Source organism: Novosphingobium kaempferiae, from assembly GCF_021227995.1.
Classification (GTDB): domain Bacteria; phylum Pseudomonadota; class Alphaproteobacteria; order Sphingomonadales; family Sphingomonadaceae; genus Novosphingobium; species Novosphingobium kaempferiae.
The window spans coordinates 4,617,832-4,634,173 of sequence record NZ_CP089301.1 but is presented as its reverse complement, the minus strand read 5'-3'; the positions used below and the strand labels follow the sequence as shown (position 1 = coordinate 4,634,173).

13 protein-coding genes and 1 tRNA gene are annotated in these 16,342 nt (G+C 67.6%); 6 read left to right on the top strand and 8 right to left on the bottom strand.

The window, feature by feature from the left end; translation table 11 throughout:
• The first annotated feature begins 105 nt into the window (after positions 1 to 105).
• The 4 genes from LO787_RS20990 (at position 106) to LO787_RS20975 (ending at position 5,301) form a co-directional block, all read left to right on the top strand.
• Positions 106 to 2,460, top strand: coding sequence for a TonB-dependent receptor (locus LO787_RS20990; protein ID WP_232492922.1), 2,355 nt, complete (start codon positions 106 to 108; stop codon positions 2,458 to 2,460).
• 292 nt (positions 2,461 to 2,752) lie between these two features.
• Positions 2,753 to 4,492 (top strand): alkaline phosphatase D family protein, encoded by a 1,740-nt coding sequence (locus LO787_RS20985; RefSeq protein ID WP_232492921.1) that lies wholly within the window; start codon positions 2,753 to 2,755, stop codon positions 4,490 to 4,492.
• 103 nt (positions 4,493 to 4,595) lie between these two features.
• Positions 4,596 to 4,952 carry a hypothetical protein gene (locus LO787_RS20980; protein ID WP_232492920.1) on the top strand — a complete coding sequence of 119 codons (357 nt, stop codon included), beginning with the start codon at positions 4,596 to 4,598 and terminating at the stop codon, positions 4,950 to 4,952.
• Positions 4,939 to 5,301 carry a hypothetical protein gene (locus tag LO787_RS20975; protein ID WP_232492919.1) on the top strand — a complete coding sequence of 121 codons (363 nt, stop codon included), beginning with the start codon at positions 4,939 to 4,941 and terminating at the stop codon, positions 5,299 to 5,301. Before LO787_RS20980 ends, LO787_RS20975 begins: the two co-directional genes overlap by 14 nt.
• Positions 5,302 to 5,325: 24 nt before the next feature.
• Here the strand turns inward: LO787_RS20975 and LO787_RS20970 are convergent.
• A tRNA-Ser gene (locus LO787_RS20970) sits at positions 5,326 to 5,416 on the bottom strand.
• Between the two features lie 78 nt (positions 5,417 to 5,494).
• On the opposite strand from LO787_RS20970, the gene LO787_RS20965 reads away from it, so the two are divergent.
• Both LO787_RS20965 and LO787_RS20960 read left to right on the top strand, forming a co-directional pair.
• Positions 5,495 to 6,403, top strand: a complete 909-nt coding sequence (locus tag LO787_RS20965; RefSeq protein WP_232492918.1) for a peptidylprolyl isomerase — start codon at positions 5,495 to 5,497, stop codon at positions 6,401 to 6,403.
• Positions 6,400 to 6,732: a DUF1905 domain-containing protein gene (locus tag LO787_RS20960; protein WP_232492917.1), complete on the top strand. Its 333-nt coding sequence runs from the start codon at positions 6,400 to 6,402 to the stop codon at positions 6,730 to 6,732. The genes LO787_RS20965 and LO787_RS20960 overlap by 4 nt, the downstream gene beginning before the upstream one ends.
• Positions 6,733 to 6,902: 170 nt before the next feature.
• Here LO787_RS20960 and pepF read toward each other — a convergent pair whose 3' ends face one another.
• The 7 genes from pepF to hisS form a co-directional block, all read right to left on the bottom strand.
• The gene (pepF, locus tag LO787_RS20955) at positions 6,903 to 8,789 is read right to left on the bottom strand and encodes an oligoendopeptidase F (protein WP_232492916.1); all 1,887 of its coding nucleotides are present in this window, start codon (positions 8,787 to 8,789) and stop codon (positions 6,903 to 6,905) included.
• 232 nt (positions 8,790 to 9,021) lie between these two features.
• Positions 9,022 to 10,236, bottom strand: a complete 1,215-nt coding sequence (metK, locus tag LO787_RS20950; RefSeq protein WP_232492915.1) for a methionine adenosyltransferase — start codon at positions 10,234 to 10,236, stop codon at positions 9,022 to 9,024.
• A gap of 44 nt (positions 10,237 to 10,280) precedes the next feature.
• The gene (gene lnt / locus LO787_RS20945; RefSeq protein ID WP_232492914.1) at positions 10,281 to 11,924 is read right to left on the bottom strand and encodes an apolipoprotein N-acyltransferase; all 1,644 of its coding nucleotides are present in this window, start codon (positions 11,922 to 11,924) and stop codon (positions 10,281 to 10,283) included.
• 79 nt (positions 11,925 to 12,003) lie between these two features.
• On the bottom strand, positions 12,004 to 12,870 hold the full coding sequence (locus LO787_RS20940; protein ID WP_232492913.1) for a DUF4167 domain-containing protein: 867 nt from the start codon (positions 12,868 to 12,870) through the stop codon (positions 12,004 to 12,006).
• A gap of 266 nt (positions 12,871 to 13,136) precedes the next feature.
• On the bottom strand, positions 13,137 to 13,985 hold the full coding sequence (gene prmC / locus LO787_RS20935) for a peptide chain release factor N(5)-glutamine methyltransferase (protein WP_232492912.1): 849 nt from the start codon (positions 13,983 to 13,985) through the stop codon (positions 13,137 to 13,139).
• A 7-nt stretch (positions 13,986 to 13,992) separates the two neighbouring features.
• Entirely contained in the window at positions 13,993 to 15,063 is a 1,071-nt protein-coding gene (gene prfA, locus LO787_RS20930) for a peptide chain release factor 1 (protein WP_232492911.1), read from the bottom strand.
• Positions 15,060 to 16,304 (bottom strand): histidine--tRNA ligase, encoded by a 1,245-nt coding sequence (hisS, locus tag LO787_RS20925; RefSeq protein ID WP_232492910.1) that lies wholly within the window; start codon positions 16,302 to 16,304, stop codon positions 15,060 to 15,062. The genes prfA and hisS overlap by 4 nt, the downstream gene beginning before the upstream one ends.
• Between the last annotated feature and the right edge of the window lie 38 nt (positions 16,305 to 16,342).

The window sequence follows — 16,342 nt, the reverse complement described above, 5'->3', positions numbered from 1 at the left end:
TCACCGAACCGTCCGCAAATCGTCCCTGAACTGTCTGCACGGCGTCAGATTAAGCGCCCAGATGCTGCGCCGCACAAAGCAACGCATCAGGGGGTCAACCAAGCCATGCGCGCCAATTCCATTCGCCGTCTCGCCGTCCTCAGCGCGAGCCTCGCCGCCATCGTCGCCAGCACGCCCGCCTTCGCGGCGGACGCTGCCGATGCCGCAGCCGCAGATGCCGCAGCCGACGCTGCGTTCGACGATGCCGACGCCATCGTCGTCACCGGCCAGAAGACGACCTACAACAACGCCGCCCTCGACGAGACGCTGATCGACGACAAGTCGCCCATCGCCTCGGCCATCGACCTCATCGGCACCCTGCCCGGCGTGCAGGTGAACGAGGGCGACGCCTTCGGCTTCGACGACTGGTCGACGACCTACTCGATCCGCGGCTACCAGACCAACCTCGACACCCAGCAGGTCGGCCTGACCATCGACGGCCTGCCCAACGGCGGCTCGGGCTACGGCGGCGGCTCCAAGGCCAACCGCTTCATCGACACCGCCAACATCGGCACCGTCGAGGTGTTCCAGGGCACCGCCGACATCGCCTCGCGGTCCAACGAAGCACTGGGCGGCACGATCAACTTCGTCACCGCCGACCCCATCGACGAGATGCGCGTGCGCCTGCAGGGCTCGGTCGGCGACTATGCCTCCAGCCGCTACTACGGCCGCTTCGACACCGGCCTGATCGGCGGGGTCGCCAAGGCATGGTTCTCCTACGGCCACCAGCAGGCGACCGACTGGCTGGAAGGTTCGGCCAACAACCGCCGCGACAACTTCGCGATGAAGTTCATCGTCGACACCCCCGTCAAGCTGACCGGCTACGCCAGCTACGACGATGCGTTCGAAAGCAACTACGACCAGATCTATTCGCAGGCCCAGTACGACAGCGGCGCCTACAACGACGGCCTCGTCGGCGTGTGGACCGGCGTGCCGGTGGCCGACCAGCAGTACCGCCAGGTCTGGAACACCAAGCGCAAGAACTTCTTCGCCTACCTGAAGGCCGAGACGAAGATCGCCAACGCGCTCGATCTCAAGGCATCGGTCTATTACCACGACATGGCCGGTCGCGGTGACTGGGCGCCGCCCTACATCGTCAACGTCGCGCAGGACACCTCGGGCGTCCAGAGCGAGATCAACGGCACCAGCACCGTCAAGGGCACCCCCGCATGGTGGGCCACCCTGCCCGCCGGTTCGGGCACGCCGACCTACTTCGCCACCAACGCCTCCGGCCAGATCGTCGCGCCGACGGCGGCGGGCGCCATCCAGCAGCAGTCCTACCGCCACACCCACTACCGCAAGGACCGCCTCGGCGGCACGCTCGACGGTGCGTGGACGATGCAGTTCGGCATGGTCGAGAACACCCTGCGCGGCGGCCTGTGGTACGAGGACACCAACCGCCGCGAATGGCGCGACTGGCACCACGTCAGCGACACCCGCGTCGGCCCGGCCTATGACGCCATGCCCTACTGGACCCAGTACGACCGCAAGTATCCGCAGAGCACCTTCAAGTGGTACGCCGAGGATCAGGTCGTGGTCGGCCCCGTCACCGCGAACTTCGGCGTGAAGCAGTTCATCAACCACCTCGACCGCACCGACCTGTTCGGCGAAAGCTCCGACTCCAGCGTCAAGTCGAAGTCGAAGGTGCTGCTCTCGGGCGGTATCCAGGTCGAGCCGATGAACGGCCTGAACGTGTTCGGCGGCTATTCGGAGAACTTCAAGGCGCTGTCCGACACGCTGCTCGAATACAGCGAGGACGCCTTCGAGAGCATCGAGCCCGAAACCGCCGAGAACTGGGAAGCAGGCGTTCGCTACACCAACCCGATCTTCAACGCCTCGGCCACCTGGTTCAAGAGCAAGTTCTCCAACCAGGTGATCTTCGTGCCCAGCAACTCCTCTGCTGGCCCGGACTACCTGAGCGAAGGCGACGGCCAGTTCTTCAACGCGGGCGGCATCGACTCCGAAGGCTTCGAGCTTCTCGCCGCCGTGCGCCCCGTCACCGGCCTCAGCCTCTACGGTTCGTACACGCACATCGACGCGAAGTACCGCGGCACCGGCAACGCCGCGCTCGACGCCGAGCAGGGCGTGACGGCGGGCAACCGCGTCGCGGGCATCCCCAAGGACATGTGGGTGCTGTCGGGCACGTACAACTACGGCCCCGTCACCCTGGGCCTGACCGGCAAGTACACCGGCAACCGCTTCGTCGATGCCGACAACAGCTGGACCGCGAAGAACTACTTCCTGACCGACCTGTCGGTCGCCGTGCACGGTGAAGCCCTCACCGACACGCTCAAGGATCTGACCTTCGCGCTCAACGTCACCAACCTGACCGATGAAAAGTTCCTCGGCGGTATCTCGGGCAACTACGCCTTCCTCGGCACGCCGCGCACGATGGTCTTCAGCGTCACCGCCGATTTCTGATGCGCGCGGAACGGGTCGGCGTTCGGGGGAACGCCGACCCGTTCCTTCCCTGATTTTGTCATTGCGAGCCCGGTGCAGCACCGGGGCAGGCAGGCCAGCGGAGCGAAACCCGCTTTGGATTGCTTCGTCGGCTTCGCCTCCTCGCAATGACGAAACAGGGAGCAGTAGTCTCTGTCCCGTCGCCCCTGCCCTTCGTCATTGCGAGCGCAGCGAAGCAATCCACAGCCTCGCGATGACGAAAAGAGGTGCTTCGCCCCTATCCAACCACCCCGCAACCACAGGACTGCCCGCCATGACCACGCCCCGCACCGCCGCACGTTCCGGCCAGGTTTCCCGCCGCGCCCTGCTCGCCGGTATCGCCGGGGGCGCGGCGCTCATGGCGCTTCCGCTGTCCGCCCTCGCGGCAGCCGCCGTGAACCCGGTATTCCGTCATGGCGTGGCCTCGGGTGATCCCGATGCGTCGAGCGTGGTGCTGTGGACCCGCGTGACCGCTGCCGCGTCCGTCGACGTCGCGTGGGAACTGTCGGACAGCCCGGCCTTCGCGAAGATCCTCAAGTCCGGTTCGGTCCGCACAGACGCTGCGCGCGACTTCACCGTCAAGGCGCTCGCCACCGGGCTGCCTGCGGGCGGCACCTTCTTCTACCGCTTCCGCATGGGGAAAGCTCGCTCTCCCATCGGTCGCGCGCGCACCCTGCCGACCGGGCACCTGGAGACGCTGGGCATCGCGCTCGCCTCCTGTTCGAACTTCCCGTTCGGCTTCTTCAACGCCTATGACGCGATCGCGAAGGATCCCGCGATCGACTTCGTGCTCCACACCGGCGACTACATCTACGAGTACGGCGGCGAGACCGACTGGGGCAAGGACGTCGCCCGCCGGATCGGCCGCGAGCACGCCCCCGCGCACGAGATCGTGACGCTCAGCGACTATCGCATCCGCCACGCCCAGTACAAGACCGACGCCGGATCGCTGGCGATGCACGCGCAGCACACCCTGCTCGCCTGCTGGGACGACCACGAAAGCGCCAACAACCCGTGGACGGGCGGCGCGCAGAATCACCAGCCCGACACCGAAGGCGACTGGGCGACGCGCCGCGCCGCCTCGATCCGGGCCTATTACGAATGGATGCCGGTGCGCGAGCCGGAATGGCTGGAGGTCAAGGGCCGCAGCCGCGCGCAGTTCTGGCGCGGCTACAGCTTCGGCGACCTCGCCCTGGTCCACACGTTGGAGACACGCCACACCGCCCGCGCGCAGCAGGTGGAATATACCGACCATGCGCGCGAGATCGTCGACGACGCCTCGGCCGAGAAGTTCAAGCGCGACGTGCTCGGCGCGCCGAACCGCCCGCTGATCGCGCCCGAACTGGAAGCGGACCTCTCCGCCGCGCTGGCGAAGTCGGTCAAGCAGGGCCAGCCGTGGCGCGTCATCGGCTGTCCGATGGTGATCGGCCGCCTGATCGTGCCCGACTTCGTGAAGCTCGGCATCCTGCCCGACCCGATGCCCCGCCTCGCCGCCGCGAAGAGCGCCGAGGAACTGGGCAAGCTCGCCGCCGATCCCGGCGTCTCCTTCGCCTGGCGCGGCCGCTGGGGCCTGCCCGACTACACCGACGCATGGGGTGGCTACCCCTGGGCGCGCGAGCGGTTCTACGACCTGTCGCGCAACGCGGGCGCAGGCGATCTCGTCTTCCTCTCGGGCGACAGCCACAGCTTCTGGACCAACGACCTCGCCGACGCGCAAGGGCGCCCGGCGGGCATCGAGTTCGGCACCGCGGGCATCTCCTCGCCCGGCGACTTCATCTCCAGCGGCTTCGACGCCGACATGTCGCGCAGACTGGACGTGGCCTATGCCGAGCACATCCCCGAAGTCGTCTGGACCGACAACATGCACCAGGGCTACGTCCGCGTGGAATTCGGCCGCCGGACCGGCACCGCGAGCTTCGTCGCCGTCAGCACCGTCCTCTCGCGCGACTACACCACCAGCGTCATCCGCAAGGACGCCTTCCGCCGCGACGGAGACCGGGTGCGCCTCGGCTGAGCGGCTTGAAGTATCGATCAAGTCATCGTGTCGGGCAGGCGGCGGTCCTGCTCGACTCCATTTGGCGATAGCGGCATAATCGGCCCCGAAGGGGAGAGCGCCGATGATCCCGCCAAGTACCGATGCCGTCGTCGACCCGGAGCCGATCGCTCCGGCCGATGCCGCCGATCAGGCCGATGTCGGCGGCTTCTTCTCGGCGGGCGAGATCCAGCTTACCGTCATCATATTCATCTTCGGCCTGCTGGCGCTGTTGCTGTTCTTCATGCTGGTGAAGACCGGCAAGGCGACGCCGTTCCTGATGCGGATCTACGTCGTCCTGATCCTCGTCTTCGGGACGCTGCTGGTCCTCTCGAGTTCCTACACCACCAGGCAGATCGCGCCCTTGGTCGGCTTCTTCGGCACGATCGCGGGCTACCTGCTCGGCCGCACGGAAAAGGGAGACGACAATGCGAAGGACTGAACGCGCCACGCTGCTGCCCCTCATCCTCGGCCTGCTCTGCGCGCCCCTGCCCGCATGGCCCCAGGCGACGAGCGGCGAGGCCTTCTTCGTCAAGAACAACACCAACCTGCGCCTGCGCTGCACCACCGGCGACACGGTGGAAGGCTGGTCCGAGTGGAAGACCGTCGATCCCGGCAAGGAAATCCACCGTTTCACGACCGAGGAAGGCCGCCAGACCTACCTCGCCTGCACCCCGCCCGTCGAACAGCGCACCTTCCGCCTCAAGGCCGGAGAGCGCTACACCTTCCTGCGCAGGAACGGCAGCAACGAAGTAACCGTCCGCCGCATCGCCGCCTCGGACGAGGAGTGATGGAGCCGATGCTGTCGGGGTAAATGGCGGAGCGGGAGGGATTCGAACCCTCGATACGCTTTTGACGTATACTCACTTTCCAGGCGAGCGCCTTCGACCACTCGGCCACCGCTCCGCATGCACTGGTAAGGAGGCGGCCACTAGCGTGGGGCGCGGGGTTTCGCAAGCGGTCTAGTGATGGCATGAACGCTTCATGCGCAAATTCTTGTCGGGCCTCGCCCTTTCCATCCTCGCCATTCCCTCGCTGGCTGCCGAGAACAGGCTCGCCACCCCCAACGACATCGTCGAGGCTGCCCCGGCGACGGACTGGAAGGCGATCGCGCCTGCCGACCTCATGGTCATGGACCTTGCCCCGGATGTGAAGGGCAAGCCGCGCCGGGTGGTGATCCAGCTGATTCCCGCGCCGTTCTCGCAAGGGTGGACGCAGAACATCCGCAAGCTCGTCGCCGCGCGCTGGTTCGACGGGATCGCGGTGGTGCGGGTTCAGGACAACTACGTCGTGCAATGGGGCGATCCCGACGGCGAGACGCCGGGCAAGGCGAAGCCGCTGCCGGGGGGGCTCACCAAGGTGCCCGAGAGCGAATACATCACGGCGAAGGCGGCACTGAAAGCCAATGGCGGAAGCGATGCCTATGCCGGGCGGACAGGCTTCGAGGCGGGGTGGCCCGTGGCGGGAGACGAAAAGGCAGCGTGGCCGACGCACTGCTACGGCATGGTCGGCGTCGGCCGCAACCTGTCGCCCGATACCGGCACCGGGGCGGAACTCTATACCGTGATCGGGCAGGCGCCGCGCCAGCTCGACCGCAACATCGCGGTGGTCGGGCGGATCATCTCCGGGATGGAGCTGCTCTCCTCGCTCCCGCGCGGGACGGGGCCGCTGGGCTTCTACGAGACGCCGCAGGAGCGCACGCCGATCGTTTCGGTGCGCATGGGCAACGAAGTGCCCGGCCTGCCTGCCTACGAATACCTCTCCACCGAAAGCACCAGCTTCGCCGCCTACCTCGACAAGCGCGCGAACCGGAAGGACGACTTCTACATCCAGCCGGCGGGCGGCGTGGACATCTGCAACGCGTCGGTGCCGATCCGGGTCGCGAAGAAGTGAGCGCAGAAACCTTTGCAGAACATCTCACGCATACCGGTCGCCTCTGGCGCTGGACGGGCGGCGCCAACAACGGCACCTGGCACTTCCTGACGATCGACGGCCCGGCGGGCGAAGCGCTGTCCGGCACCGCCGTGATGCGCCGCCTGGAGGGCACTTCGCGCGGGTTCGGCTCGCTCAAGGTCAAGGCGCGGATCGGCGATACCGGCTTTGCGACCTCGGTGTTTCCGAGCAGTTCGGACGGCGGCTGGCTGCTGCCGGTCAAGGCCTCGGTGCGGCGCGCGGAAGACCTTGCCGAAGGGGACGAGGTGGAGGTTTCGCTGGCGTACTGACGCCCTTCCCCCTCCACCACCCGCCACCTGTATTTTGGGCGGGCGGTCCCCCTTGTATCTGAATTGCAGGGCCGCGAAGCGGTGGTGGAGGGGGAGAAGGCGCGCAACTCCCCCTCCGTCAGCCCTGACGGGCTGCCACCTCCCCGAGACAAGCTCGGGGAGGAACCTGCTCACCCCATCAGCGTCTCGATCTCGTCGATGGTCGCCTTGAAGTCCGCCACCAGCTGGCGATACGGATCGGGCGCGGTCATATCGAGGCCCGCCTTCTTCAGGATGTCCACCGGATCGGCCGAACCGCCCGCGCGCAGCACATCCAGATAGCGTTCCCGCTCCGCCTTGCCGCCGTTCAGGATCGAGTGCGCGAACCACGTCCCCGCCGAGATCGAGGTGGCGTACTGGTAGACGTAGAACGTGCTGTAGAAGTGCGGGATATAGGCCCACTCGATCGCATAGGGCACGTCGATCACGAAGTTCGGCCCGTGGTAGCGCTTGAGCAGCTCGCCGTAGACGCGCGTCAGGCTTTCGCCCGACAGGCCCTCCCCGGCCTCCGCCATCTCGTGCATCTTCAGCTCGAACTCAGCGAACATGGCCTGCCGGAAGAACGTGCCGCGCATGTTCTCCAACCGCATGCCGAGGTAGTAGATCTTCTCTTCCTTGGTCTTCGCCTGCCTGAGCATGTACTCGGTCAGCAGCACCTCGTTGCAGGTGGAGGCGATCTCTGCGGTGAAGATCGGGTAATCGGCCAGTTCGTAGGGCTGCGAGGAATTGGCCAGCAGCGAGTGCATGGCGTGGCCCCACTCGTGCGCATAAGTGGACAGCCCCTCGTAGTTCTCGCCGAGGTTCAGCAGCAGGTACGGATGCACCTCGTAGGCGGCGCCGTTCATGTAGGCGCCGGGGCGCTTGCCCGGACGCGGCCAGGGGTCCATCCACTTCGCCGCCGTCGCCATGCCGAGCCGCTTCACGTAGTCGGGGCCGAGCGGCTCCAGCGCCTTGAGCGTCACGTTGCGCATGTCGGTCAGCGTGAACTTGCGCTCCAGGCTGACCAGCGGCGGGTAGATGTCGTAATAGTGGATGTCCGGCAGCTTGAGGATCTTGCGCCGCAGCTGGAACGAGCGGTGAAGCTGTGGCAGGCCCGCGTTCACTTCGGCCAGCAGCGTGCGATAGACGCCCTCGGGCACGGCATTGGGCGAGAGCGCCATCGACAGGCAGCTCTTGTAGCTGCGCGCCCGCGCCTCGAACACGTCGCCCTTGAGCTTGGCCGACATCGCCGCGCCGAGCGAGCTTTCGAACTTGCCCATCTGGCCGAAGAAGCCATCGAACACCGCCTTGCGATCATCCCGGTTCGCCGCGTCGCGCGCCAGCGAATAGCCCTGCGCGTCGAGCGTGCGCTTGCTGCCGTCCGACAGCGTGACCTCGGGCCACGGGATGTCCGAGCTGAACAGCTGCTGGCGGATCGCCCCCGGCCCCGACAGCGGAGAGGACGCTGCCGCAAGCAGCTGCTCGCCCTTGGCATCGAGCGTGTGCGCCGCCTCGCGCAGCGTCTTGCGCAGCGGATAGGCGAAACGGGCGGACAGGGCCTTGTTCGCCGCGATGAAGCCCTCGACCTTCTCCGCGCCGAGCTTCAGCGTCTCGGGCGCGGTCCACGCCGTCGCCTCGCCGAAGGAGGAGAACAGGTCCGTCACTTGCGCATCGCGCTCCTGGTTGGCGGAAACGCGCACGTCCTCGTCGGCGCGAAGCGAGGCATAGAGGTAGACGCGCGCCAGCTTCATCGAGACGGCGGAGATGTCCTCCAGTGCGGCGAGCATGGCCTCGGCGCTCTGGCCGAAGGTGTCCTTGCCCGCGGCGAGACGCGGCAGCGCGGCGACCACGTCCTTGCGCGCGACGTCCCAGGCATCGAGACTGGGGTAAAGCTCGGTGAGATCCCAGAGCGCGGCGCCCGAGGCGCCGGGGCCGGAAGTGGCGACATCGGCGGCATGGACGGCGCTCGCCAGCAGCGGCGAGGCGAAGGGAAGCGCGGCGGCAAGGCCGATGATGCCGCGACGGTCGGTTTCGATCATGGATGTGTCCCTCAACAACGTGCCCTCGCCCGCGCCCGGAAAAGCGCGGCGGGACGATCGGCCGAAGCTATCGAGCGCACAGGGCTTGGCAAGAGCCTCCCCGCCCCCGGTCGAACCGCGTCTGTCGTTCGTCGATGGCGCTGAACGAGACCTCACCGATGTTGGAGCCGCATACAAAAAGGGCCGGATCGGCAGTCCCGATCCGGCCCTTTTTCGTGTCTTCAGCGAAGGATCAGGCCAGCGCGGCCTTCAGCGCGTCGACGAGATCGGTGCGCTCCCACGGGAACAGGTCGCCCTCGGGCTGGCGACCGAAGTGACCATAGGCAGCGGTCGGGCCGTAGATCGGCTTGTTGAGGCCAAGGCCGACGCGGATGCCGCGCGGGGTCAGGCCACCGAGCTTGTCGGCCGAAACCTTGGCGATCGCGGCTTCGAGAACGGCGTCCTCGACGGTGCCGGTGCCATGGGTGTCGACGTAGAGCGAGAGCGGCGCGGACACGCCGATCGCGTAGGACACCTGGATCGTGCAGCGCTTGGCGAGGCCCGCCGCGACGACGTTCTTGGCGAGGTAGCGGGTCACGTAGGCGGCCGAACGGTCCACCTTCGTCGGATCCTTGCCCGAGAATGCGCCGCCGCCGTGGGGCGAAGCGCCGCCGTAGGTGTCGACGATGATCTTGCGGCCGGTGAGGCCCGCGTCACCGTCAGGGCCACCGATCTCGAACGAGCCGGTCGGGTTGATGTGGAACACCGTCTCGACGGTGACGAAGCCTTCGGGAAGAAGCTCGGTAACGACCGCCTTCACGTAGCCCTTGAGTTCGGCTTCCTTGTCGCCGGTGTCGTAGCCCGGCGCGTGCTGGGTCGAGACGACGACGGCGGTCGCGGCGACCGGCACGCCGTTCTCGAAGCGCAACGTGACCTGGCTCTTGGCGTCGGGTTCGAGGAACGGTGCCGCGCCCGAGTGACGGTCTTCGGCCAGGCGGTGCAGGATCTTGTGGCTGTAGTCGAGCGTCGCCGGCATCAGGTCCGGCGTCTCGTCGCAGGCGAAGCCGAACATGATGCCCTGGTCGCCCGCGCCTTCATCCTTGTTGCCTGCCGCGTCGACGCCCTGCGCGATGTGCGCGGACTGGCCGTGGAGACGGTTGATGAATTCGAGCTGCTCCCAGTGGAAGCCGTCCTGCGCATAGCCGATCTTCTTGACGACGGCGCGGACGGTGTCCTCGATCTCCTGCAGTGCGCCCTCGGCCCACTCGCCGTTCTCGTAGACGCCCTTGCAGCGGATTTCACCGGCGAGGACAACGAGTTGGGTCGTGGTAAGCGTTTCGCAGGCGACGCGCGCCTCGGGATCCTTCGACAGGAAGAGATCGACGATGGCGTCGGAAATCTGGTCGGAAACCTTGTCCGGATGCCCCTCGGAAACGCTCTCGGACGTGAAGACGTAGTTGCTGCGCATGTGATCCCTTGGGATATAAAGAATGCTTTATGTGGGTGCGCGGTCTAGCCCCGACGGCGACCGAGTGCAACCACGCAAAGCGCAATCGCCATCAGCAGGACGGCAAGCGCCAGCGGCAGGACGTTGCCGAAGCGGGCGAAGGCGGTGGGTTCGTGCGCAGGCGGGATCAGTCCGTCGAGCCGTCCGGCGCGGTGCCATGGCACGAAGGCGCGCACGATGCCGTCGGCATCGACGACCGCGCTGATGCCGGTGGTGGTCGAGCGCAGGACCGGAAGCCCCTCCTCGATCGCACGAAGGCGCGCCTGCGCGAGATGCTGGGGCGGGCCCCAGGCGCCGAACCAGCCGTCGTTGGAGGGGTTGAAGATATAGTCGGGCCGATGGGCGGGATCGGTCACCTCGCCGCTGAACACGATCTCGTAGCAGATCTGGACGCCCGCCTTGCCGTAGGCTCCGAAGTCTATCGTGCGCGCGCCCGGCCCCGGTTCGAAATCGAGCTGCCCCGCGACAAGGCGACTGGCGCCAAGCGGCTCCAGCAGCCAGCGCAGCGGCAAGTACTCGCCATAAGGGACGAGGTGCGCCTTGGAATAGCCCGCAAGGATCGAACCGTTGCCGTCGATGGCGGTCACGGAGTTGCGCGCCGCCTTCTCGTCGCCATCCTCGATGACCAGATCGACCGCGCCGGTCATCAGCAGGCCATAGGGGCCGACCACCCGGCCGAGACGGCGACGAGCGATCACCGGGTCTCCGGCGTAGGTATAGATGCGATAGAGGAACGGCGGATACCCGTCGCGCAGGAAGTCGCCAAGGCCCGATTCGGGCCAGAACACCACGCGCCGGTCGCCCGGATCGCGCGGTAGGGAAAGGCGGGCGAGGCGCTGGAAGTTGCGCTCGAAATTGCGCGGGTCGTCGATGAATTCCTGCCGGATGTCCGGCTGGACCAACGTGTAGCGGACGGCGCCTTCCTGCGCCCGTGGTCCGGGCAGGTGCATGGCGAAGGCGAGACCACCCGCCAGCGCGACGACCGCGATGCCCGCAAGCGCACGAAGGCGGCCAGTCCTCGCTGCCAGACCGGGCATCGCGGCCAGGAATGCCAGCGCGCCCGAGAGGCCGTAAGTCCCGATCCACGGCGCCAGCAGGGCGAGGCCCCGGCTTTCGAAGCCGCCTAGCAACGCGACGCCCAGCGGGTTCCACGCGAAGCCGGTGAAGAGCCAGCCGCGCATCCATTCGGTGACGATCCACGCGGCGGCGAAGGCGAATGCCAGCGCCGCGAAGCCGCGCAGCCCTTCGTTACGGTCGGGCCGCGCCACCAGCCATGCGGCAAGTGTAGCGGCGGCCGGGAACAGTGCGAGGTAGAGCGCCAGCAGGAAGACCGCGATCATGCCGAGCCAGTGCGGCATCTGCGCCTGATAGGTGAATGCGGTTGCGATCCAGTTGTTGCCGAGCGTGAAGTGGCCGAGCCCGAAGCACCAGCCGAGCAGGAAGACCTGCCGACCGGCCCGCGCGCGCGCCAACAGCTCCAGCAGCCAGACGACTGCGATCAGGGTGAGAGGCCAGAGTGCGAGCGGCTGGAAACCGCACGCTCCCAGCGCGCCGGCGGCGATCGCCGCGACGGCACGCGGGGCAGGCCGCGGGGGCACGGCCAACAAAAGGGCTTTGAGGAAGGGCGAAGCGCGCCGGTCGGACTGCATCGCCAAGGGCTTGTAAGCCCGGTCCGGCGCGACGCAAGGGACCAGTTAGGTTCCCCTGCACTCGCGCCGGAAAAAGGGATCAGCCGTTGACGGCCTCGGGTGCAGCGTCGTCGGTCGCGGCCTTGCGGGTGCGGCGACGGCGGGGCTTGTCCTCGCCTGCGACGTCCGCCTCGGCAGCCGGAGCGGCGTCCTCGACAGCGGCCTTGGGCGCGCGCTTGCGGGCGGGCTTGGCCGAGATCGCGGGCGGCAGCGTGTCGACGTCGAAGCCTGCGGGCTCTGCCTGAGCAGCAGGAGCCTCGGCCGGAGCGGCCTGCGCCTGCTCGGCTTCTTCCCCGTCTTCGCGACGCGGGCCGCGCGGCTTGCGCTGCTTCAGGCCGCGCGAGGCGCGATTGTCACGCACGAAGGGGTTTTCCGCAGGCTCGTAGAGGTTGCGCTCCGCCTCGACGGTCTCTTCGATGACGGGCTCGCCCGCCTCTTCGGCCACCGGCTCGGGCTGCTGCTGGGGAGCACGCTGCTCGTAGTTGCGCTGCTCGCGATCCTGGCGCGGCTCACGTTCCTGGCGCGGTTCGCGCTCGGGCCGGGGAGCACGCTCGACCGGAGCCGAAGGCGCCTCGCCATACGGATCGTCGTAGGAACCGTAGTCGTCGCCGTAATCGTTCTGGCGGTAGTCGTCGCGGCGCGGCTGCTGGGGCTGGCGCGATTCTTCCTGGCGCTGCTTCTGGTCGGCGATGACGCGGAAGTAATGGTCGGCGAACTGGAGGTAGTATTCCTCGGTCACGCGGTCGCCATTGAGGTGCGCGTCGTGCGCCATCTTCCGGTACTTTTCCAGAAGCTGCGGCGCGTTGCCGCGCGCCCTGCTGTCGATCCGGTTGGTCTGCTGACCGCCCTGCTGGCGGTTGTTACCGCGGCCGCGCCGACGGTTGTTACCACGATTGTTGTTATTCAAGGGATGACTTTCCTCAAAACCCCGGGCCTTCAAACCCTGGGACGCTCCGGTCCCGATAAGACGGCCCGATCAATCAGGCTGCGCTGCGTCACATGATCACGGCCGGCCCCCCGGCCGCCGCGATTTTCCCCATCTGCCCTGTCGGCGACGTTGACGCCACCGACCGCTTGCAAATGCTGGAGGCGAACCGGGTATGGGAAATCATCGTCCATAGGCCGGTTCGCCGTAATCATTAGGGGTTGTAGCGGAGGATTCCAAGCGGAAACTTACGCCCCCTCTACGTTTGTCCCCGAAAACGCGACGACACGATCCCTGCCTCCCAGATCGCGGTGAACGCGCGCACGAAGGCCCGCCTGAACCCCGATCTTGACGACCGCCTCGGCCTGTCGCCAGCCGATCTCGACCATCGCCACGCCGCCCGGCGCCAGCAGGCCGGGAAGCTGGGGGACGAGGATGCGATAGTCATCCAGCCCCTCGGGACCGGAAAACAGAGCGCCCGCAGGCTCATAGGCGCGCACCGAGGCATCGAGCGGGGCCTCGTCCTCGACATAGGGCGGGTTGGTCAGGATCAGGTCGAAGCGACCCAGGTCGGCCGACCAGTCCGGCTGTGTCCAGTCGGCCACCAGCAGCCGCGCGGCGGGCGCATGGCGGTCGGCGTTTGCCTGCGCCACGGCCAGCGTATCGGGCGAGCGGTCGATGGCCACTCCTTCCGCCTCGGGCCAGAGCGACAGCGCCGCCAGCAGCAACGCGCCGGTGCCGGTACCGAGATCGAGGATTCGCGCAGGCAGACGATCCGCCAAGACTTCGCGCGCCGCCTCGATCAGCGTCTCGGTATCGCCACGGGGGATCAGCGTCGCCGGAGTGACATCCAGTTCAAGGCCGTAGAACTCCGCCTTGCCGATGATGTAGGCCACCGGCTCATGCGCGGCGCGGCGGTCGACCAGCGCGGCGAAGACCGCAGGCGCCGGATCGCGCATCCGGCCCAAAAGCAACTGCGAGCGGGTGACACCCAGCGCGTGGGCCATCAGCACTTCGGCGTCGAGGCGGGCGGTGTCGCTGGTCTCTGCGAGCCGCAGGGCGGCGTCGCGGATGGCCTCGGCTACGTTCTCAGCCATCCCCCCTTTATCCATCCATCGCCGCCAGCCGCTTCGCCTCGTCCTCGGCGATCAGCGCGTCGACCAGTTCGGCGAGGCCCGTGCCTTCGAGCACTTCGGGCAGGCGGTGCAGGGTCAGGTTGATGCGGTGGTCGGTCACGCGGCCCTGCGGGAAGTTGTAGGTGCGGATGCGCTCCGACCGGTCGCCGGAGCCGACCATGGCCTTGCGCGCCTCGGCCTCGGCACCCTGCGCCTCGTCGCGCATCTTCTCGTAGAGGCGCGCGCGCAGCACCTGCATGGCCTTGGCCTTGTTCTTGTGCTGGCTGCGCTCGTCCTGGCAGGTAACGACGAGGCCGGAGGGCAAGTGCGTGATGCGCACGGCCGAATCGGTCGTGTTGACGTGCTGCCCGCCCGCGCCGGACGCGCGGTAGATGTCGATCTTGAGATCCTTGTCCTCGATCTGGACATCGACCTCGCTGGGCTCGGGCAGGACCGCGACGGTCGCCGCCGAGGTGTGGATGCGTCCGCCCGATTCGGTGACGGGCACGCGCTGGACGCGGTGGACGCCGCTTTCGAACTTCAGCTTGGCGAACACGCCCGACCCGGTGACGTTGGCGACGACTTCCTTGAAGCCGCCGACGTCGCTGGCATTGGCGCTGACCATCTCGACCCGCCAGCCCTGCTCGGCGGCGTACTTCTCGTACATGCGATAGAGGTCGGCGGCGAACAGCGCGGCCTCGTCGCCGCCGGTGCCGGCGCGGATTTCCAGCATCGCCGGGCGCACGTCGGCCGCATCGCGCGGCAGCATGGCGATGGCGAGGCGGCGCTCGGCATCGGGCAGTTCGGCCTTGAGGCGCGCGGCTTCCTCGGCGGCGAGGGCGCGCATCTCGGGATCGGGGTCTTCCAGCGTCTGGAGCGCCTCAAGTTCGCCCCGCATGGACACGACTTCGGCGGCGGCACGAGCCACCGGCTCAAGCTCGGCATAGTCGCGGCTGGCTGCGACGAAGGCCTCGCCCTCCAGCGTGCCCGAAGCGAGGCGCGCCTCCAGTTCGGCCAGACGGCCGCCCAACTGGGCAAGGCGAACGTCGGAGATGCTCACGGCTGGATCGTCACCAGAACCTGCTCGACCGCCAGACGCGCGGGGGTGGTTTCACCGGCGCGCAGGTTGGCGACGGGCACGCCGTCCTTGACCACGAACGAGACGATCGCCTTGGCGTTCGACTTCACCGCCTTGTCGAAGCGCTTGCGCGGGCTTCCGGTGGCGATGATCTCGGCATCGATGCCCTGATGGCGCAGCGCGGTCAGCGTCTTGAGCGCGAAGCCCAGCGCCGCGTCGTCCTCCACCGCGAGCATCGCCGTCAGCGGCGCCTCGGTGGCCTGCCCGGCATCGGCGACCAGCATGGCGAGGCGCTCGATCCCTGCCGCCCAGCCGACCGCCGGGGTCTCGGGGCCGCCGAGCGCGACCATCAGGCCGTCGTAGCGGCCACCGCCCAGCACGGTGCCCTGCGCACCGAGGCGGTCGGTCACGAATTCGAAGGCGGTGTGGCGGTAGTAGTCGAGCCCGCGCACCAGCGCCTCGGCGCGGGTCCAGGCGACGCCCGCCGCATCGAGGCCGGAGGTCACGGCGCCGAAGAAGTCCCGCGCCTCGGCCGACAGGTAATCGTCGATCTTGGGCGCATCGGCGGTGAAGGGCTTGTCGCGCGGATCCTTGGAATCGAGGATGCGCAGCGGGTTGCGCTCCAGCCGGTCCTGCGAATCTTCCGACAGGTCCGCCTTGTGGGAGCGGAAGTATTCCACCAGCGCGGCGCGCCAGGCCTCGCGGCTCTCGCCGTCGCCCAGCGTGTTGAGTTGGAGCGTCACGCCCTCCGCGATGCCCAGTTCCTTGAGCAGTTGGTCGGCCATGACGAGCAGCTCCACGTCGGCCATCGGCTCGGCCGCGCCGATCACTTCGGCGTCGATCTGGTGGAACTGGCGATAGCGGCCCTTCTGCGGGCGCTCGTAGCGGAACAGCGGGCCGTGCGTCGCGACCTTGAGCGGAGCGAACTGCTTCCAGCCGTCGGTCAGGTAGGCGCGGGCGATGCCGGCGGTGAACTCGGGCCGCAGCGTCAGCGATTCGCCGCCGCGATCCTCGAACGAGTACATTTCCTTGGACACAACGTCGGTCGTCTCGCCCAGCGAGCGCGAGAATACGGCGGTCTTCTCGAACACCGGCATCTCGACGCGGCGGAAGCGGTAGAGCTTGCGCACGCGCTCGAAAGTCTCGACGACATGCGCGAAAGCCTCCGCGTCTGCGCCGAAGATGTCCTGGGTTCCGCGAATGGCCTGAGGTGTGGTGTTCATCCGCGCGCGCTTAGCCGGAATGGCGCTATTGGAAAAGT